Source organism: Butyrivibrio sp. Su6 (genome assembly GCF_900108105.1).
Taxonomy (GTDB): domain Bacteria; phylum Bacillota; class Clostridia; order Lachnospirales; family Lachnospiraceae; genus Butyrivibrio.
The window spans coordinates 127,454-147,263 of sequence record NZ_FNUR01000004.1 but is presented as its reverse complement, the minus strand read 5'-3'; the positions used below and the strand labels follow the sequence as shown (position 1 = coordinate 147,263).

Annotated in this window: 18 protein-coding genes and 1 pseudogene; 4 read left to right on the top strand and 15 right to left on the bottom strand. The window is 39.9% G+C overall.

Annotated elements, in window-relative coordinates:
- Window positions 1–107: 107 nt before the first annotated feature.
- Together C4S54_RS06590 and C4S54_RS06585 are read right to left on the bottom strand one after the other, a co-directional pair.
- Entirely contained in the window at window positions 108–1,118 is a 1,011-nt protein-coding gene (locus C4S54_RS06590) for a 5'-methylthioadenosine/S-adenosylhomocysteine nucleosidase family protein (protein ID WP_160110709.1), read from the bottom strand.
- Between the two features lie 101 nt (window positions 1,119–1,219).
- Complete coding sequence (locus C4S54_RS06585) at window positions 1,220–3,019, bottom strand: ABC-F family ATP-binding cassette domain-containing protein (RefSeq protein WP_103868811.1); 1,800 nt, start codon at window positions 3,017–3,019, stop codon at window positions 1,220–1,222.
- Between the two features lie 154 nt (window positions 3,020–3,173).
- On the opposite strand from C4S54_RS06585, the gene C4S54_RS06580 reads away from it, so the two are divergent.
- Window positions 3,174–4,364 carry a cation:proton antiporter gene (locus C4S54_RS06580; RefSeq protein WP_103868810.1) on the top strand — a complete coding sequence of 397 codons (1,191 nt, stop codon included), beginning with the start codon at window positions 3,174–3,176 and terminating at the stop codon, window positions 4,362–4,364.
- A 122-nt stretch (window positions 4,365–4,486) separates the two neighbouring features.
- Window positions 4,487–5,164, top strand: coding sequence for a hypothetical protein (locus tag C4S54_RS06575; protein ID WP_103868809.1), 678 nt, complete (start codon window positions 4,487–4,489; stop codon window positions 5,162–5,164).
- Between the two features lie 436 nt (window positions 5,165–5,600).
- Here C4S54_RS06575 and C4S54_RS06570 read toward each other — a convergent pair.
- Both C4S54_RS06570 and C4S54_RS06565 read right to left on the bottom strand, forming a co-directional pair.
- A pseudogene (locus C4S54_RS06570) lies at window positions 5,601–6,317 on the bottom strand (amino acid ABC transporter ATP-binding protein); the annotation flags it as partial.
- On the bottom strand, window positions 6,304–7,845 hold the full coding sequence (locus tag C4S54_RS06565; protein WP_160110708.1) for an ABC transporter substrate-binding protein/permease: 1,542 nt from the start codon (window positions 7,843–7,845) through the stop codon (window positions 6,304–6,306). The pseudogene C4S54_RS06570 and the gene C4S54_RS06565, both read right to left, overlap by 14 nt.
- Before the next feature lie 208 nt (window positions 7,846–8,053).
- Here C4S54_RS06565 and C4S54_RS06560 point away from each other — a divergent pair, with 208 nt between their 5' ends.
- The gene (locus C4S54_RS06560) at window positions 8,054–9,553 is read left to right on the top strand and encodes a sodium/proline symporter (RefSeq protein WP_103868806.1); all 1,500 of its coding nucleotides are present in this window, start codon (window positions 8,054–8,056) and stop codon (window positions 9,551–9,553) included.
- 103 nt (window positions 9,554–9,656) lie between these two features.
- On the opposite strand, the gene C4S54_RS06555 is transcribed toward C4S54_RS06560, so the two are convergent.
- Both C4S54_RS06555 and C4S54_RS06550 read right to left on the bottom strand, forming a co-directional pair.
- Window positions 9,657–9,866 carry a PspC domain-containing protein gene (locus tag C4S54_RS06555; RefSeq protein WP_103868805.1) on the bottom strand — a complete coding sequence of 70 codons (210 nt, stop codon included), beginning with the start codon at window positions 9,864–9,866 and terminating at the stop codon, window positions 9,657–9,659.
- A 129-nt stretch (window positions 9,867–9,995) separates the two neighbouring features.
- Complete coding sequence (locus tag C4S54_RS06550) at window positions 9,996–11,276, bottom strand: O-acetylhomoserine aminocarboxypropyltransferase/cysteine synthase family protein (protein ID WP_022773342.1); 1,281 nt, start codon at window positions 11,274–11,276, stop codon at window positions 9,996–9,998.
- Window positions 11,277–11,521: 245 nt separating this feature from the next.
- Between C4S54_RS06550 and C4S54_RS15970 the strand changes: the two genes are divergently transcribed.
- Entirely contained in the window at window positions 11,522–11,689 is a 168-nt protein-coding gene (locus tag C4S54_RS15970; protein WP_160110707.1) for a hypothetical protein, read from the top strand.
- A 38-nt stretch (window positions 11,690–11,727) separates the two neighbouring features.
- Here the strand turns inward: C4S54_RS15970 and C4S54_RS06545 are convergent, their stop codons facing one another.
- From C4S54_RS06545 to C4S54_RS06505, 9 genes are all read right to left on the bottom strand, one after another.
- Window positions 11,728–12,375: a 4'-phosphopantetheinyl transferase family protein gene (locus C4S54_RS06545; RefSeq protein ID WP_103868804.1), complete on the bottom strand. Its 648-nt coding sequence runs from the start codon at window positions 12,373–12,375 to the stop codon at window positions 11,728–11,730.
- Window positions 12,372–14,333, bottom strand: a complete 1,962-nt coding sequence (locus C4S54_RS06540) for a fructose-1,6-bisphosphatase (RefSeq protein ID WP_103868803.1) — start codon at window positions 14,331–14,333, stop codon at window positions 12,372–12,374. The genes C4S54_RS06545 and C4S54_RS06540 overlap by 4 nt, the downstream gene beginning before the upstream one ends.
- Window positions 14,334–14,401: 68 nt before the next feature.
- Window positions 14,402–14,698: an STAS domain-containing protein gene (locus C4S54_RS06535; RefSeq protein WP_103868802.1), complete on the bottom strand. Its 297-nt coding sequence runs from the start codon at window positions 14,696–14,698 to the stop codon at window positions 14,402–14,404.
- Between the two features lie 21 nt (window positions 14,699–14,719).
- Window positions 14,720–15,922 carry a hypothetical protein gene (locus C4S54_RS06530; protein WP_103868801.1) on the bottom strand — a complete coding sequence of 401 codons (1,203 nt, stop codon included), beginning with the start codon at window positions 15,920–15,922 and terminating at the stop codon, window positions 14,720–14,722.
- Window positions 15,923–16,005: 83 nt separating this feature from the next.
- On the bottom strand, window positions 16,006–16,491 hold the full coding sequence (locus C4S54_RS06525; protein WP_103868800.1) for an RNA polymerase sigma factor: 486 nt from the start codon (window positions 16,489–16,491) through the stop codon (window positions 16,006–16,008).
- Window positions 16,492–16,510: 19 nt separating this feature from the next.
- A complete protein-coding gene (locus tag C4S54_RS06520; RefSeq protein ID WP_103868799.1) occupies window positions 16,511–16,702 on the bottom strand; it encodes a hypothetical protein in 192 nt (63 codons plus the stop codon).
- Between the two features lie 71 nt (window positions 16,703–16,773).
- Window positions 16,774–17,121, bottom strand: coding sequence for a hypothetical protein (locus C4S54_RS06515; protein WP_103868798.1), 348 nt, complete (start codon window positions 17,119–17,121; stop codon window positions 16,774–16,776).
- 13 nt (window positions 17,122–17,134) lie between these two features.
- A complete protein-coding gene (locus C4S54_RS06510; protein WP_022773355.1) occupies window positions 17,135–17,611 on the bottom strand; it encodes a hypothetical protein in 477 nt (158 codons plus the stop codon).
- Window positions 17,612–17,655: 44 nt separating this feature from the next.
- Complete coding sequence (locus C4S54_RS06505; RefSeq protein ID WP_103868797.1) at window positions 17,656–19,809, bottom strand: ATP-binding cassette domain-containing protein; 2,154 nt, start codon at window positions 19,807–19,809, stop codon at window positions 17,656–17,658.
- Between the last annotated feature and the right edge of the window lies 1 nt (window position 19,810).

The following is a 19,810-nucleotide window of genomic DNA, read 5'->3' as shown; positions in this document are numbered from 1 at the left end:
TCAATACATATACCCATCAATGGTATTATCGACTTATAGAAAGGGATTTTTTACGTCTACTTAATTAAATTTTTCTTAAACTACAATCTGTTTGAAATTTTATTGCATTAGTATTTCATTATTGTTTCCCAATCATCAGAGTCGATTTCTTCAAGAATAATATCCAAAAGCTTTGCACTTGAATACGCTGCAAACGGCCTGATATCTCCTTCAGTAGCAGCTTTATTTCCATCAGCAAAATCCTGGACTGTTTTTATCACCATCCATTTCGTGTTCATAAGATCCGCAGCAGTTGCCAATGCATAAGCTTCCATATCAAGTGCCACTGCATCATCCTGCAACTGAGCTATTTGTTCCATTACACCGGGATCATCAACAACAACTACTCCGCTGGCCATGGAATGAAATGATATATTGACGTCCTTAGGTGCCTTTGGATATCCATCACAGATTTTTTTTACTATTTCTTTATTATCTGCAATCTCACTGCTTAAATACTCTGATAACATATAATCCATTGGTCTGGTCTTAGGTCTTGCAGCAAATTTATCCTCATACTGTTTGCCTTCCGCATAATCAAATACACTGGAAGCTACCACAATATCTCCGAGATTTACCTTGGATGCGCGACCTGCACATATTCCGACCATACATACAAGATCCGGCTTGAATGCCAGGATTGCTCTCGTACACAAACTTGAGCAATAGGTCATTCCCATATATGGTTGCATGACCACAACGATATCCTTATCATTCTTTTTAAATCGATAGTATGAAAAATTATACTTACCAGCCGCATCATAGCATCGCTCAAGCTTTTCTTCACCAAAAGCTTTTAATACGCCTTCCAGTTCCACTGTAACAGCAACCTGAATTACTACATCAGCACCTTCAGGCTCATCATTTCGCTTTTCTAAAGCTTCCGATCCTTTTTCTTGTTTTTTATATCCAACACCCTGTGACGTATCCGTTGCTGCTTTTGCGGTCAACTGTGCAACCTGCAAGCTACTGGCATCGCCAATATTCAAATTCCTCATCTGCTCCGGGGTACACCCTGTCACCAAAAGCATCACAACACAGAAAAAAACACTTACACCTTTTCTAATTATTCTCTTCATAATACGCATCCTTTACTTTTTAACGTATCCGGTAGCTGTCTTATAATTATACGCTATAGTGTATGTTTATGTGCTGTTTTTAGTGATGTTTAATACTTCTTTTATATTTTGTTAAAACTGTCAACCATCTCCTGAAGTTCAACATATCTTTCCATTTTGCGTTCTATTTCAGCATCAACTTCCTCTTTTTCCTTGGTAAGAGCAACCAGTTTAGGATAGTCTGTTGCTGCTTCTACTATCTTTGCTTCCAGGTCAGCGCTCTTTCCCTCGAGCTTTTCAATTTCTGATTCGATATTATCGTACTCTTTCTGTTCGTTATAGGAAAGCTTGGTCTTTTCGCGTGGCGCACGATACTGGGCTTTGGAAGATTTCGGCTCAGATTGAGAAGTCTGTCGTTCACCAACTGAACTCTCTGCCTGCTTCTTGTGCACCAGATAATCTGAGTAACCACCCTCACTCTGATAGAGGCTTCCATCTGCCTCAAATGCAAAAATCCTTGTGACAACACGATCCAAAAAGTATCTGTCGTGGCTGACAGTAATGATTATTCCGGCAAATCCATCAAGATAATCTTCCAATATTCTAAGAGTCTGTATATCGAGGTCATTGGTGGGCTCATCCAAAATGATCACATTAGGCTGCTCCATCAGTACTCTTAATAGATAGAGTCTTCTCTTTTCACCGCCTGAAAGCTTAGAAATTGGAGCATATTGCATATCCGGGCTAAAAAGAAATCTCTCGCACATAACAGATGCAGAAACCAGTCCCTCTGCCGTTCTGATAAATTCTGCAGTATCTTTTATGTAATCAATTACTCTTTTGCTCTCGTCCAAAGCCTCATTTTCCTGACCAAAATATCCAATCTTTATGGTCTGACCGATTTCTACTGTGCCACTGTCAGGCATAACAGATCCTATAATAGTCTTCAAAAGAGTTGATTTTCCGCATCCATTTGGTCCTATGATTCCAATTCTGTCGAGCTTATTGAAGGTATAGGAAAAATCCCTGAAAAGAGTTTTTCCTTCATAGGACTTTGAAATATTGTCAATTATTATTGTCTTATTTCCCATTCTGCTTGGGAGTGAGCTAAGTTCAACCTGTCTCTCCTCCTCCGGGCGCTGCCTGTCACGGAGTTCCTCAAAGCGCTGTATATGAGCCTTCTGCTTGGTAGATCGCGCTCTTGCGCCTCTCAGCATCCACGCAAGATCTTTACGATACAGAGCCTGGGCTTTACGCTCAGCAGCCTGCTCATAGTCAAGCCTCTGTTGTTTTAGCTCCAAAAATCCTGAATAATTAGCCTCATACCTGTAGGCGCTTCCCTTATCTATCTCAAGTATCTGGTTTGTAACTTCATCAAGAAAATACCTGTCATGGGTGATCATAAGAAGCGCACCGCGAAAATGCTGAAGATACTCTTCAAGCCACTCTATCATATCAGAATCCAGATGGTTTGTAGGCTCATCCAGTATCAAAAGATCTGATGGCGTCATGATAGCCGCCACAAGTGCAGCTCTTTTTTTCTGCCCTCCCGACAATATAGAAGGATCACACTCCGGATCATCTATGCCAAACTTGGCAAGATTGGCCTTTATCTCACCCATTTTATCCCAATGATCGCCACCATCATAGATTGTATCAGTTATATTCTCCAAAAGAGTCTTGCTCATATCAAATACAGGATTCTGCGGGAGATACGAGATCCTAAGACCGTTACTGGCTACAATCTGCCCACTATCCGGTTCCACTTTCCCTGCCACGATCGCCAGGAGCGTTGATTTACCTGTTCCGTTAGTTCCTACCACGCCGATCTTATCGGTGTCATTTATTCCTACAGAAATCCCGCTAAGAACCGGTTTTGACATATATGTTTTTGATATGTTTTCAACATTTAAAATGTTCATAAAAAAGCCTCTGTTTCTTTTACTAATTCTATAAGATACACCTCATATTACTGAATCTCAAACTTAAAGTCCATAAAAAATAAAACCTTGACTCTAAAAAAAAAATTGGCGTATACTCTAGAACTAGCGTTTGTAAAAGGAGGAAAAAATACAAATGGATACTATTCAGATACTTAGAGATCTTGTGATCATAATAGTAAGTGCAAAGTTCTTTGGACTTATAGCAAGAAAGCTTCACGCACCGCAGGTTGCCGGTGAGATCATCGCAGGTCTCCTTATAGGACCTACACTTTTTAACCTTGTGGAAGCCGGGGACTTCCTTTCAGGTATGGCTGAGATTGGTGTAATACTGCTTATGTTCAGCGCAGGTCTTGAAACAGACATAGACAAGCTCAAAAAATCAGGTGTAAAGGCAACAATCCTTGCATGCACCGGTGTTGGAGTTCCTCTGGCTCTTGGTACTGTTTTATACATGGCATTTTACGGTTTTGCCGCTCCCGGATCTGCTGAATTTACAAAAGCTCTTTTCATAGGAACTATTCTTACAGCTACTTCCGTTAGTATAACAGTTCAGGTGTTAAAAGAGCTTGGAAAGATCTCCACTGACGTGGGAACAACAATCATGAGTGCAGCAATCATCGATGATGTAATAGGAATCGTCGTTCTTACCGCTGTTCTCGGTCTTAAGGACCCTAACGCAAATCTTGCTGCCGTATGTATCAAGACAGTTGCTTTCTTTGCTCTTTCTGTAGTAATTGGAATTGTGATCTTCAAGATCATGAAGAAAATGGAACAGAGATGGCCACATAACAGAAGAATCCCGATCCTTGGCCTTGCTCTTGCCTTTGCAATGGCTTATGTCGCTGATAAGTACTTTGGTGTAGCAGATATCACAGGTGCTTACGTTGCCGGTATCATATTGAGCTCTTTGGAGACTTCAGATTACATCGATAGAAAGATGGATATCAACTCCTACATGATCTTTGGACCTGTATTCTTCGCAAGCGTAGGTCTTCAGACTAACTTGAGAACTGTTGACATGACAATTCTTGCATTCTCACTTGCTTTTGTTATCGTCGGACTTCTCGGTAAAGTTGTAGGTTGTGGAATTGTCGCTAAATGCCTCAAATATAACACTTCAGATGCATTGAAGATCGGTGTTGGCATGATGACAAGAGGTGAAGTTGCCCTTATCGTAGCACAGCGTGGTCTTAAAGCTGAGATTGTTGATAGCAGATACTTCACAGCAGTAATCCTGCTCATTATATTGAGTTCAATCCTTACACCTATCATCATGAAGGCAATCTATGCTTCAGATGAACGTGCTGCTGCGCAGGGCAAATAAGATTTAGATTTTTAATTTTTTTATCATATTTATTTCACAATTTTCCATTGAAAGGGAAAACCTAATGATGTAATATACATTCTTGTGCAATTTTTTACAAAAGGAAAAAAGGAATTACTTAAATGGAAAATCAATTATACTCTTACGAAGAAGTTTGTAGTCTTATTCAGGATAAAGGTATGATAATGACTATGATGCGCGATGAGGATCTTAATAAGCTCTGCCAGTTTGGAAACCGCGGATCAATCCTGAATGTTAATACTCTTTTATTCAACCGTTACCAGATACACGCTAACGAAAAAGACTATAACTCGATCAAGAGAATGGCAGAATCAGAAGGTCTTGCCATTGTTATAAGAGAAACAGAAAAGGATGAAGTAGAGGATGTAATAACCGGCTATGAAGAAATTGAGAGCAAGGCTATCCTCTTTATCAAAAACGGAAACCGAGTTTTACAGTTAAATGACACAGATAAATCTCTGGCTCACGAAATAGTATTCTTCACAAATGAGAATCTTGATCTTATACTTGAATGTCTTTGTGAGAATGACAGCTACAAGCCAAAGGCTAAAGCAGCTGCTCCTGTAGTTAAGCTTGTTAAACCGGTTGAACCTGAGCTTACTGATGATGAGATAAAAGACATTTTTGCTGAGGGATGCGACGTTACACATAATACATACGGACATGGAGTTGTAAAGTCTGTATTGAACGGAAAGATCACTGTAGAATTTGATGATTCAGTAGAGAAAATCCTTTCTGCTAAGATCTGCTTAAAGAACAAGCTTCTTTCAGTAGTTTGATCTGATAAATATTTAAGCCTGTAGTGGATTACCGCTACAGGCTTTTTGATTTCATGATAAGCGCTTATTTTATGCAGAATTCCACTCTGTTTCCACGCTCTTTTGTATCATCCCATATATATTTCTCGCCCAGAACTACTCTCTTTAGAATCGAAACTGAGATATGATCACCATCGGTGAAAATATTCATCTCTTCTCCGGAATATTCTGCAACAAATACCACTTCATCCTTTTCCTGAGAATACTCAATTGACAGATGGACATCCGGCTTTTCCATCGTACACACAATACATTGATGAATTGCCTCTTCATATGCTCGGTGTATCTTCTTGGTCAGCGCAACAGATATTTGGTTTTTCTGAGCATAATCTTCGATCAGCCTGTGCGTTCCAAGATAATCATAATCTTTTCTGCTTATTTCTATTTCCAGCACTTTCAGGCGCCTTACAAAGCGGCGGGTCTTTTCCTTTTTTGGATTATCAAATACCTCTTCCGGCGTTCCTTCCTCATAAATCTCGCCCTCATCCATATAAAAGACCCTGTTACTGATGGACTTGGCAAAAGACATTTCGTGAGTGACGATCATCATTGTTTTTCCACTTTCAGCCAGCGCTTTTATTACTGCCTTAACTTCGCCAACCATAGTCGGATCAAGCGCACTTGTAGGCTCATCTAATAATATCACTTCCGGATTCATTGCAAGTGTCCTTGCTATGGCTACTCTCTGCTTTTGGCCACCTGATAACTCATCCGGCCAGGACAATGCCTTATCTGCCAGGCCTACTTCACGAAGACGATCCATGGCATTATCGTATGCTTCCTGCGCAGGTTTCCCCAAAAGGTCCATGGTAGGCGCCATAACATTTTCAACTACAGTCATGTGGCCAAAAAGGTTAAATGACTGAAACACCATTCCCATCTTTTTATGTACTTCTTCAATCTTGCAGTTTGGATCTGTAATCTCCGTTTCATCAAGCCACACTCTTCCTGCAGTTGGTTTTTCAAGAAGATTTATGCATCGTATAAGTGTACTTTTACCTGTACCTGAGGGTCCGATAACAGCTATAACATCTCCATCATTTATTGTGGCGTTGACATTCTTAAGGGGAACCACGTTTGGGTATTCTTTTCTAAGATTCTCAATCCTTATCATTTAGTTTTACCCCCTTCAAATAGCCTGCCTGTCCCTTCTTCTTGAAATCAATATTTATTTCCATCTTATTTATCACAGCTCCGAGCAAGGCCTCAAGTCCGAAATATATGATTGCAATAGCTATCAACGGGAAAAATGCATCGTAGGTTCGGCTTCTTATAATATCACCTATCTTTGTCAGATCCTGAACCGCTATGTATCCTACTATTGCGGTAGCTTTGATAAGACCTACTATTTCTCCCTTGTATGCATCAATGACGTGAGGAAGGGCCTGAGGCAAAATGATCTTGAAAAAAATCTTACGCTCTGAATAGCCCAGAGAATATGCTGCCTCATATTGTCCATTATCAACGGCTCCAACGCCTATCCTTAGAAGACCTATCACAGCAGAGGCAAACGTCAGAGTAAAACCAATGATTGAAACGATAATTCCATTAATATCTATACCTGCAAAAACAATGTAGTACAGTATCATCAAAAGAACTACTACAGGCATTCCCTGAATCAATCTCATAGCTCCATTTGTGATGCTATTCGCAATCTTGTAACCCTTTCTGCAGAGGAGATAAACAAAAAAGCCGCATGCTGTTCCCAAAAGAATTGATGAAACCGTGATAAAGAGAGTTGTAATGACGCCTCTTACAAAAAGAGTCCATCTGTTTTCTCGTATAAATGTCTTTTCAAAGCTTGTCACAACTCTGTTAAAAAAGGCGCCTATTGAAGAATCACTTATTCCACTTTTCACGATAATTCCGGCTTTTTCAGTATAAAGATCCTGTGAAAAAGGAAGGGCCTGAGCACGTTCCGGAGTTACATTTAAGTTTGCCATAATGCAGTCTATATCACCGGATGCTGCCGCATTTATTATGGCGCCATAATCATAGACTTTAAATTCAAGATCCGCATTCAGATATTGAGCAAATCTATAGGCCAGCTCTATGTCATATCCGCATAACTCATCGCCCTGATAGAATGTATAAGGAGTTACTATTCCTGAAGTACCCACCACCAGCTTCATTTTCGGTTTTTTTATCTCAGGAAAATCAGGCATCACATAGTCACTCTGAATAACCCATCGGTCATACATATCATCAAGAGTTCCATCTGCACGGACTTCATCAATGAATTCATCAACCATTCCCTTTAATCCGTCAATATCTGTAACAGGCGATAAGCCAATGGCAATATGGACCTCTTCATCCATTGTCTCATCAAGAAGCTTTACTCCTTCGACCCCTGTAGCAAGAGCGATTTGTAGCTGCCTATAGTCATAAACAAAGGCATCTATCTTTCCCTGCGCAAGCGCCGGTAAAGCTTCATTTAATTCGATATATACCAGCTCTGCATTCGGAAACTCCTTCTCAACAAGCAGCATTGATGAAGATCCTACGCCAACTCCTATTTTTACCCCCGGGCTCTTGAGCTGATCCTTCGATGTGATAAGTCCGGTATCATATGCATAAACAGCATGCACAGGCATTAGCACTAATATAAACATCAACAATATATAACCAAGGATTTTTCTCAAAATGATCCTCCTGTCGACCATAAAGCGGTCTGTACTTCGTTTGTTTATGTACTGTTTTATGTATATTTATTTACATTTTACTACCCCTGTTTTGCTTAGTCTCTATGAATAACTACTATTTAATAATAACTTTATACATATGAATAACCTGTTGATTTTATCACTATGCTGTGGTAACGTATTAAAAACAGTAAAAAAAGGAGAGCGTATGGAAACACAAATTGTTATTGGTATTGTGATTGTTTTGTATCTAGCTATGATGATTCTCATAGGTGTTGTCTTTTCAAAAGGGAACGATGATGCCGGAGATTTTTATCTTGGCGGTAGAAAGTTGGGCCCTTTAGTTGCGGCCATGAGCGCCGAAGCCTCTGACATGAGCAGTTGGCTGCTACTTGGTATCCCGGGCCTTGCATACCTTTCAGGTATGGCAGACGCAACATGGACCATTATTGGTCTCGCTATAGGAACTTATCTCAATTGGCTTTTTGTAGCAGCCAAACTCAGAAAAACCACTGAAAAGCTTGGTGCTATAACTATTCCCGAGTACTTTTCTGCAAGATTCAAGGATAAAAATAAGACTATAACGCTTATATCAGCCATCATAATTGTTATCTTCTTTATCCCCTATGTAGCTTCCGGATTTGCTGCCTGCGGCAAGCTTTTTAATACTCTATTTGGTATTGATTACGCCTTTGCCATGATCGTCAGCGCTATTATCATAGCTCTTTACTGCTCACTCGGTGGATTCAAAGCCGTATGCATGACGGACCTTGTTCAGAGCATAGCTATGACGCTGTCCCTTATCATAGTCATTTTCTTTGGAATAAATCAGGCTGGTGGCCTTGGAGCTGTCATTGATAATGCTAAATCTCTTCCGGGATATTTTAGTATTTCTAATGTCTATGACCCTGTTGCCAAGGCGGCAACACCTTATAGCGCCCTTACAGCCTGTTCCATGCTTGCCTGGGGCCTTGGTTATTTCGGAATGCCACATATCCTTGTAAGATTCATGGCAATAGAGGATGAGAAAAAAATATCTCTTTCAAGAAGGGTTGCAAGTGTTTGGGTTGTAATAGCCATGTTTATTGCCCTAGCTATCGGCGTTATAGGTCTTGCAATGAGCGCAAACGGTAAAATTCCTGTACTTGAAGGAAGTGGAAACGCTGAGAGAGTAATAATCTACATCACTAATCTTATGAGCTCTTTTGGCATATTCCCTGCAATAATTGGAGGTATCATCCTTTCGGGTATTCTTGCAGCAACAATGTCTACAGCCGATTCTCAGTTGCTTGCTTCAGCATCAGCCATTTCTTCAGACCTTATTCAGGCAGTTGGTAAAAAGAAACTTGATGATGAAACACAAGTTAAAGTAGCTAAAATAACCGTTGTATTAATATCTATTATTGCGATCATCATAGCAAGAGACCCTGATTCATCAGTATTTCAGATTGTTTCATTTGCCTGGGCCGGCTTTGGAGCAGCATTTGGACCGGTTGTTCTTCTCTCACTTTTCTGGAAGCGTTCAACCCTTCAGGGCGCACTTTCAGGAATGATTGCAGGTGGTGCATTTGTTTTCATCTGGAAATTCGGCATTGCCAAGCTCGGAGGAGGCTTTGCTATCTATGAGCTTCTTCCTGCATTCCTTATTGCTCTTGTTGTCAATGTTATAGTAAGTCTTTGCACTAAGGCTCCTGATATTGATATTTGATTCTTTAAATATAAAAAACGCGCGCAAATGTGCTTGCAACTCAAAAAGACCACTTCGATAACGAAGCGGTCTTTTTATATGTGTTATATAACTTATATGCTATTTACTGATTGTCATACTGGCTCACGTAATCAGGTCTGTTTTCCATGAGAAGTGCCCCAAGCGCATATAGAACAATTCCGGTTCCACCAGACATTGCAAGTACAGCCCAGATGATTCTTACAAGTGTTTTATCAAGTCCAAAGTACTCTGCGATTCCTCCGCAAACACCAAATAATTTTCTATCATTACATCTATATAATTTCTTTTCCATAGCAAAGCCTCCTTCATAATATGTACTGCTTGATTTTTATAAAATCAGTATAGCGCAGCCATATTATGGTTTATATATCTTCTTAAGAGACTTATTTATATTTATCCTGCTTTTTTAGAAAAATATATTTCAGATAGCTGCAAAGCCCTTTTCAAGGTCAGCAATGATGTCATCTATGTGCTCAGTTCCAATTGAAAGTCTGATTGTGCTCTGGCTTATTCCCTGATCCTTAAGCTCTTCATCCGACAGCTGAGAGTGTGTAGTGGTTGCAGGATGAATAACAAGGCTCTTTACATCCGCTACATTTGCAAGAAGTGAGAAAATCTCAAGATTATCGATGAACTTCCATGCTGCTTCTTTTCCGCCTTTTATCTCAAATGTGAAGATTGAAGCTCCTCCATTAGGGAAGTACTTCTCATAAAGTGCATGATCAGGATGATCTGCAAGTGATGGATGGTTAACCTTCTCTACCTTTGGATGATTTTTAAGGAATTCAACTACCTTCTTTGTATTCTCAGCGTGTCTGTCAAGACGAAGAGACAGTGTCTCAACACCCTGAAGAAGTAAGAATGCGTTAAATGGAGATATTGTAGCTCCTGTATCTCTAAGAAGTATTGCTCTGATAAAGGTAACAAATGCAGCCGGTCCAACTGCATCATAGAAAGATACGCCATGGTAGCTTGGGTTAGGGTCCGCAATATTAGGGTACTTTCCGCTTGCCTTCCAGTTAAATTTGCCGGATTCTACAATAATTCCGCCAAGAGTTGTTCCGTGTCCGCCGATAAACTTTGTAGCTGAATGTACAACAATGTCTGCGCCATGTTCAATTGGTCTGATAAGATACGGTGTTCCGAAAGTATTGTCGATAACAAGTGGAAGACCATGTTTATGTGCTATTTCCGCAATTGCATCAATGTCCGGAATATCACTGTTAGGATTGCCAAGAGTCTCCAGATATATTGCTCTTGTATTATCCTGAATTGCACCCTCAACTTCACTTAAGTTATGAGCATCAACGAATGTTGTTGTCACTCCGTACTGCGGAAGTGTATGAGCAAGAAGATTATAGCTTCCGCCATAAATTGTCTTCTGTGCAACAATATGTCCGCCATTAGCAGCAAGAGCCTGAATTGTATATGTTATTGCTGCAGCGCCTGATGCTACTGCCAGTGCTGCGCTTCCACCTTCAAGTGCTGCTATTCTCTTTTCCAAAACATCCTGAGTGGAATTTGTAAGTCTTCCATAAATATTTCCTGCATCTGCAAGTCCAAATCTGTCTGCCGCGTGCTGGCTGTTTCTGAACACATAGGATGTGGTCTGATAAATAGGAACGGCTCTCGCGTCTGTAGCCGGATCCGGCTGTTCCTGTCCAACGTGTAACTGTAATGTCTCAAATCTGTAATCACTCATGTTTTTAACTCCTCCGTTCCTTGTAATTACAGAAATCATACTCCCAAACCTTGGACTTGACTAATACATTAAGCTTATTGGACGCGATAACCGGAAGCTATACCACTTTAAAGTGCTATAACTTTATAGCCCTATTGTAAATTTTATAATAATTTAATATATACATCAGAAAAACTAAATGATTGTGTAGTAGTATAAATGAGAATAGCTACTAGAGGTTTAAGCACTAACGGGGAGGTGCTAATATGGCGATGGAAAAATCTGAGCTTAATGTAAAAGGAAAATGTAAAACTATAGACACAGTCAGCTTTAATGGCAAATATATTGACATAAATATAATAAAAAGGCGTATCATATCAGCGATTGCTATTATTGGTGGTCTTGCATTTGCCGGTGTCGTTTTATTTCTGTGAGTTTTTATTTCCCTAAAAAAGTAAAGCTGAGCGTTTGCTCAGCTTTTTTCTTTGAAAACATCTGTTATTGAAACATCTTTAAACTCCGCACAGGGAGTGCATATCGTGACTTGATAATCCGAAATTTCTTTTCTGATAAGATGAAGTTCTTTAGAATAATACAGGTCATTTTCTGATCTTATATCCAGCTCTATGTTCAAAGGCTCCATTGAAAGCCCTTTTCCATAGTATTTCATAATACTCTCTTTCGCAGTCCAAAGACCTGTATAGAGCATATCAAGATCGCCGCCAATGTGCTCTGCCTGCAATATCTCACTTTCTGAAAAAACTCTTTTGATAAGCCCCGGCTCAAAATGGCTCTTTTCCTGAATATCTATCCCTACCTCTTTGTCAGAGACAGCAATTATAGCCATTTCTCCTGAATGAGAAAGGTTAAAAAACACATCCTCTCGCCCCTTTATATAAGGCTTTCCGGCACCTTTTTCAACGATTTCACAGGAATAGATTCCTTCATTTTTCAGAGCTCTTTTTAGAAGTATTCCTGCAGCCAGCGATAAAAACTTATTTTTCTGAGGTTTAAAAGCATCAATCTTCTTCTTTCTCTCAGGGGGCATCTGGTCATACCAGTACTCATAGGAACCACTATCTATAATGCTATTTATATCTGCTGCATAAATCCTGTTCAAGTCTTACCTTTCTCCCTTATTGCTCCGCTTTCATAAGCTTTTAGCAGATCCTTAAGGTCTGCAATCTGATTTAGAAGGCTCTTTCCTACGTCAGTGTCTCTGACCAGGATTCTCTTCTTTGTCTTTTCCGTGATCTGTATCTCAGGCGTGTTCTCCTGGCCCTTTACAAAAGCTTTATGCTTGGCAAGCGCCAGATGATGAGAGTTAAAGATCAGTGTATATCCGGCAATTCCTGTCTGTTCATGATAGGCTTTTGAGATTCCGCCATCAATTATATACAGCTTTCCTCCAGCCTTAACAGGGCTCTCGCCCTTTTTAGTCTTGACCGGAACATGGCCATTTATGATATGCGCCCATTCAGGGTCAAGTTTAAATTCCCTTAGTATTTTATCAGCATATTCCTCTTTTGCCGAGAAGGTATAATAAGGATTGTGCTTTTCTGCACATAATTCCTTCTCATTTCTCAAAAACAGACGTTCAAATGTTGATATTTTATCCTTTCCGAACAGAGGGGAATTGGGCCCGCACCACAAATACCACATAAGATCAACTGCATCCTGTTTTTTCTCAATATCATCCCTTGGATCAAGGAAATACGCATCATGAATCTTTACATTCAGGTAATCCATAAGCTCTTTTCCGCAAAAACTTCCGTCTCTGGTCTTCATGCAGGTAAAATTGCCCTTTTCATCCATAGGAATGCATCCATGGAAAAGCAGATTATTATTGATCGACCTGTACATGGCCCCATGAGAATACAGGAATTTGACATGCTTTGTAAGAAGCTGAGAATGGATAAAACTAAGGCGAAGAGTTCTTACAAGCTCTTCCTCCCCTTCCGACAACGCATATGGATCTTTCGGGTCTATTGTAGGGAAATTCGTGTCATTTAGCTTATATTTTTTATTTCCTATCTTAACAGTACCGGCACTATAATCTATCTTGTCCAAAAGAAGTCTCTTTTCAAGGCCATATTCCGGATGCTTTTTAATAAGCTGTCCCTCAAGTTTTAACTGGATTATACTTATGGCCTTGTACATCTTTGCCGCAAGTGTCGGATTTACTGAATCATACTTGCTCTCATCAAGGATATGCATTTTAAAGCAGCTACAAGGATCATTTCTATAGATTTCTGCCGCAAACATGGAAAGGGGCCTCAAATTGATCCCATAGCCATCTTCCAGCGCATCAAATGAATTGTAGCTTATACCGATCCTAAGCACATTGGCTATACACGCAGTATTGCCACAAGCCGCTCCCATCCAGTCAATATCATGATTTCCCCACTGAATATCTACATCATGGAAATTCATGATCTCTTCCATAACAAGGTCTGGTCTTGCACCTCTGTCAAAAATGTCTCCTATTATGTGAAGGGAATCTATAGTCAGATTCTGTATAAGTTCGCAGAGAGAAATTATGAACTCATCCGCAAAGTCGATCTCTATTATTCCGCTTATTATCTCGTTATAGTAGAGCTTTTTGTTAGAATCGTTCATATCAAGATGCAAAAGTTCATCTATGGCATACGCATAATCTGAAGGCATCTTTTTTCTGACTTTGGATCTTGTATATTTTGAACTTACAACACGGCAGATTGAAATAAGCCTGTTGATAGTTATCTTCTGATGCTCATGTAACTCTTTGGTACTGATTGATTCGTCTCTTCTGATCTTACCTATTACTTCTCGCGGATAATATATGAGGTTTGCCAGCTCAAGCTGCTCTGCCTCAGACATCATGTTACCAAATGTTTCTTCAATCTTGGCCCTGATAATACCCGAAGAACTTCTTAAGAGGTGCGAAAAAGCCTCATATTCCCCATGAATATCGGAAAAGAAATATTCTGTTCCCTTAGGTAAAGCGCATATAGCCCGCAGATTGATTATCTCTGCAGCCGCTTTCCTTGAGCTTGGAAATTCCTTACTCAAAAGTCTTAAATACTCAATATCTCTCATACTCTCTCCTATAATTCCCCTATTACATAGAAAAGCCGCATATTTCTATGCGGCTTAAATAAATATCTTTATTCGATTGTTAAAATATCAACAAATCCTGTTACTTCAAAGATTTCTTTAATTTCTTCATTGGCGTTCTTCACGACCATCTCGCCCTGCTTATTCATTACTTTCTGGGCAGATAAGAGAACTCTCAGTCCCGCAGATGATATATACTCAAGATTAGCCAGATCAAAGTCAAGCTTTGTAATGCCGTCAAGAGCGGTCTTAAGCTCATCATCGAGCTGAGGTGCTGTTGTCGTATCAAGTCTTCCATCCAGAGCAACAGTAAGTTGTGATCCATTAGCTATTTTGTTAATTGTCATATTAGGCTCCTCTCATAAAAATCATTTATTGTTAAGGGCACAAACAACAGTCATATCTACTCTGTCCCCTTTAACTCCTACAATAACATCCTTCGCAACGCTGGCAACAATGGACTTTTCAAGCTCATCCCATGCCTCTTTTGCGCTTTCACTGGTATCAATACTGTCGGAAAGAGCATTTCTATACTCATACAGTGACCATGATAATCCAGAATCTGCCAAACCTTCTGTGCTTCCGTACATACCCATTGTACCATAGGATATATACCCGCCGCCATACTCCTGCTGTAATTTCATAACATTATTATAACCAAGAATACCGTTTTCAATGACATCTCTGACTTTGTCCATGAAGCCCTTTACTGCTACATTACCTTCAGAGGACATATCAAGCAGCGTACTCTTTTTTTCGGAATCCATGAGCGTTTTAGCTGTAAGCTTCAAACAAGTCTCATTCTTATACTTCTCGAACCATACAACTGCACTATATTCTCCGGTCATCTCTTTTAGCATTCCGATTGTTTCTTCAAATACCAGTTTAAGGTGCATTGCATCTTTATTGCCAAGTCCAAGTACATCTATAGCCTTGTCAGCCCTTCCGTTGGCATTAGAACCCTGAATATAGTCGCTGTCAACAATAATTGGATCGGTGACTATCTGTGGAACACTGGAACCTACTGTGCTTAATGCTTCTGAGAAGTCCTTAATGACCCACATCTTGATCTTGTCTTTATCGATAGAAACAATAATATCATCTGCAAGGTTTGCAACAAGAGACCTTTCCAGATCATCCCATGCTTCCTGAGAATACTTATCTTCACGTCTCTTTTTCAGAATACTGTTTCGATAATCTTTTAATGTCCAGGTCCTTTCTGCAGGAGCTTCAAACAAAAATGCCTTCACCAGTTGTCCAAAAAATCCTGTCTGTGCACTGTTTTCGCCTGTTGTAGCCACTGAAATAAGTTCTTTTTGCTTGTTTGAATCTATATTGTTATCTGCTGAAAGATAGATGTTTGTAAGTTTTGAACCACCCTCAAACCACATCTCTACTGTGGTTTCATCCATTATAGACTTCGCAAGCCTTAGAACTTCCTCCGTAAGAAGTCTAAGTCTCAAAGCATTTTTTCCTTCAAGCTTAACATCAAAGATATAATCGTCCAAAAGCTGATAGGCTCTATCAATATCTTTGTCAATGTTACTGATCCTAACGTGCTCTGATTGCATATTCCCGTCCCCCTTCAGCAAATAGTCTGTTTACAACTATTATATACAAAAAAATATAAAAATAATATGCAAAAAATAGAAAATTACGCTAAAATATCCTGCAGTTTACCTAATGCTTCTCTATGTCTTAGTTTTGTTATACCGTAAGAAAGATTCATTTTCTGGGAAACTTCCTGCAAAGTAAGCCCTTTATAGTACCTGAGCACGATAATATCTCTTTGCTCTTCAGTCAGCCTTAAAAGAGCTGTTGCCAACTCACTTAAAGATTCCTGTGTAAGTACCTCTTCCTCGATACTGCTCTTTGTGTCTGACAGATCCTCCGGGATTTCAGAGTGAATATGATTAGTCCTGTAAAAGTCGATCACCGTATTGCTGGTAATAGAATAAATCCAAGTAGAGATTCTCGCCTTGGATTCATCAAAAGTATCAAGTTTGTCGTAGACCTTTACGAATACATCTGCGCATAAGTCCTCAGCATCTTCCGGTGAATTCACGTGATTCCTTATGTACGCAAATACTTTATCCTTGTAGTCAGTGTAAATCTGTTCCTTCGAAGGAATGCCCCCCATGTTGCCGTTTCTCCTTTATTTATGTCTCATTTTCTTTAGGCCCTTTACTGATGTATGGATCCCCAGCAGCTGCTACGAATTCCAGATCATCATCAGATAATGCCTGTTTATTCAATGAATATTTTTCTTCAACCCCGCGAATCACTTTTTCAAGATCAGGATTAGATGCAAACTTCTGATAATCGAAAAGTCGTGATAATTTATTTTCCATGGTATTACCTCCATTTCGGAATCATATTTGGTTTCACTTATATATACGAACCAAAATGAATTCCGGCAATTTTACTTTTGAGCATAATCTTCAGGATACGGCTCGATTCCAAGTACATACCGGACCTGTTTTTCCAATTGCTCATCAGACATTCCTGCAGAAAATGCATCAATATCTTCCAAAAGACCGATATCTGCATATTTCTTTTCATCCGTGCTGCTCAGCACCAGGAAAATCTCCCCATTATCTTCAAAGTCGGCACTGTCGACTCTGTAATAATTATCCTTATACTGATAGATCTTTCTTTGATGGAACTTCTCCATATTTTTTTCATTAATATCTAATGGAACAGCTCCATATTTCTCAAAAACAGACTCTAAAAATTCCAGTTTTACTTCGATCTCGTCTTTTGTATACATAGGCATCCAGCTCCTAGGAGTTCTCTTCAAGTTTACGAACACGCTCTGCTTCGTCCAAAACTTTCTCAACCCACATGTCATCCGGTTCCAATACCCTGAAAACTCTAAATCCGTAAATCTTAGAATTTTCCATGATCACATCTTCATCATCAATATGAAGTGATATCCTGTAATGATTGGGCATTTTCTGAGGTAAAAGCGTTGTTCTGTTGCCCTGGACCTCAGCCTTATGCCTGTACCCATTCACTATCTGTGAAAATCTGATATTATAATACCTAAAAAGCGTTCTGATATACACTTCTGACCTAAATGATGAAGTATAAACCCACACCTCAAATCCTCTGTTCTGGAGCTCATGGATAAGTCTGACTGTACCTTTTCTAAGCCTCTCAGGGAACATTTTGTTTAATGGGAATCGAAGTTCCGGTTCTACCTCATAATTGTCTGGTGAAACAAATAATACATCATCCAAATCAAACGAGATTTTCATCTGCTATCCTCAATTTTAACACTAATATACGAACTATCGCAAATCTATAATTGCTGCCTTTCTACAAGTTCAGCAAAATATCCCTTTTTTGCCACCAGCTCATCATATGTACCATCTTCAACTATCTTTCCTCCATCCAGAACAACTATCCTGTCACAGTTTTTTATAGTTGAAAGCCTGTGTGCAACTACAATCCTTGTGCACTTTAAGTTATAGAGTGCATCAGAGACTTTTTTCTGAGTGATATTATCAAGAGCGCTTGTAGCCTCATCCAGCAAAAGAACTTTTGGCTTTGGCGCAATAGCTCTGGCTATCATAATGCGCTGCTTCTGACCTCCGGATATTCCGCCCTGACCTTCTGATATGATCGTGCTCATTCCCATTGGCATCTTTTTAATATCATCTGCTATTCCTGCAATCTCAGCAGCTTCCCATGCTTCATCCAGGGACAACGTCGGCGCAGAGATCACAATATTTGAATAAATATCTCCCTCAAAAAGAGAGCCTGTCTGGGTAACACTGCCTATTTTTCTCCTGAGAGCGCCAAGGTCAAGCCTTCCCAAATCTCTTCCGTCATAGTAGATGGCGCCTTTATCCGGCTTTTCAAATCCCAACAACAGCCTTATGATCGTGCTTTTTCCGCAACCTGTTTTTCCGACGATAGCAACATATTCGCCGGGTTTTATCTTTAGATTAAGACCACTTAATACATAAGGAGTACTCTCGCTATACCTGAAAGATACATTGCTGATCTCTACCCCGCCCATAAGCCTGTCAACAGCAAGCTTATCCTCAGAGCTTTCAGTCTCTGCGCTTAATATAGGCTCTGCGAGACTCAAAACAGGACTTATCTGCGCTGTAGAAACCGCTACTGACTCAAAGCCGTTAAATACACCCTGAAAATATCCGAAAGCAACGCCAAACGCAATGTAATCGCCCGGTGCAACACCACCTTTAACTGCAGTATAATACAAAACAATAGTGCCAATAATAGTAATGGCTTTATTGATAGTTCCACTAAAGATAATGGCAGCCGGCGGGCTATAGCATAATCTTGCACTCTCATTGTAATTGTTCGCCCACTTTGCAAAAGCTCTTTTCTCTGCTCCTGCAAGCTTTATCTTCTGAATTCCATTGATAAGCGCATAACTAAGGCCATCTTCATCCGCATCATACTCCATGATCTTCTTATTGATTCCTGTTCTCACCAGTATTGTCGCTATAGAAACGATCATGCTGATAAACAATATAGCTATCGACGGAATTACCAGGCACTTTGCAAAATTTCCAATCTGAAACAGATACAGAAGTGACACCAAAACAGTTACAGGCAGCGTGAAAAAGTTTTCTACAAGCAGACTGCATATAGTTCCTACTGCATCTATCCTCGATGCCAGCTCGCCGGAAGTATAATCTTTAAAAAATCTTGCAGGCAAGTTCAAAACCCTGCTCATTACCGCCGACTCAACGCTGACAGAGTTTTTTATCTCAATTCGCTCCTGCACCAGCTCTGAAGAAGCCTCAAAGAGCTGGTTTGCAATAACTACCGTAAAGAAGTAAACAGCCGTACCAATTAGCATGCTCATATTGCGGCTTTTCATGACGTATCCCGTTATAAAGCCTGTGAGCTGCGTGGTCATAAGAGATCCAATCGTAAACAAAAGTGCAAGGGATGCAAAAAAAATCAGATCTCCCATATCCATGCAATCTTTCATGTAAACCAAAAGATCTTTCACAGTGAGTTTTTTCCTGGGAAGCGGCCTGTAAAAGCAATAAGCTTCCTCCATAAAAGCCGCATAATTTGAGGCATTTACCGTCACTTTTTTCTTCAGTTCATAGTCAAAATACCTGTATCCGCCTCCTCTTTTAGGCAAAAGAGCTACCGGCTTATCCTGACTTCCAACATATGCCAGCATAGGTCCATAAGCATCCTTGTACCACCTGCCTTCGAGAGTTATCCTTCTGTACATTATTCCATAGGCTTTTACAGCATCTTTAAGGTCTGAAGTCACCTCTTTTGGCTTAAATCCAAAATACTCAATGATCTCCTCTACAGCTTTTTGGGCAATATGACGCCTGTCCATCATAAATGACTCATACTTGCCACTTATGGAAGACATCATGTTGTAGATGGAATCTTCAAAAATATCCTGATCACTTTTTATTCTTTGCCTTATCTGTTCGTCAAACCAGCCCACG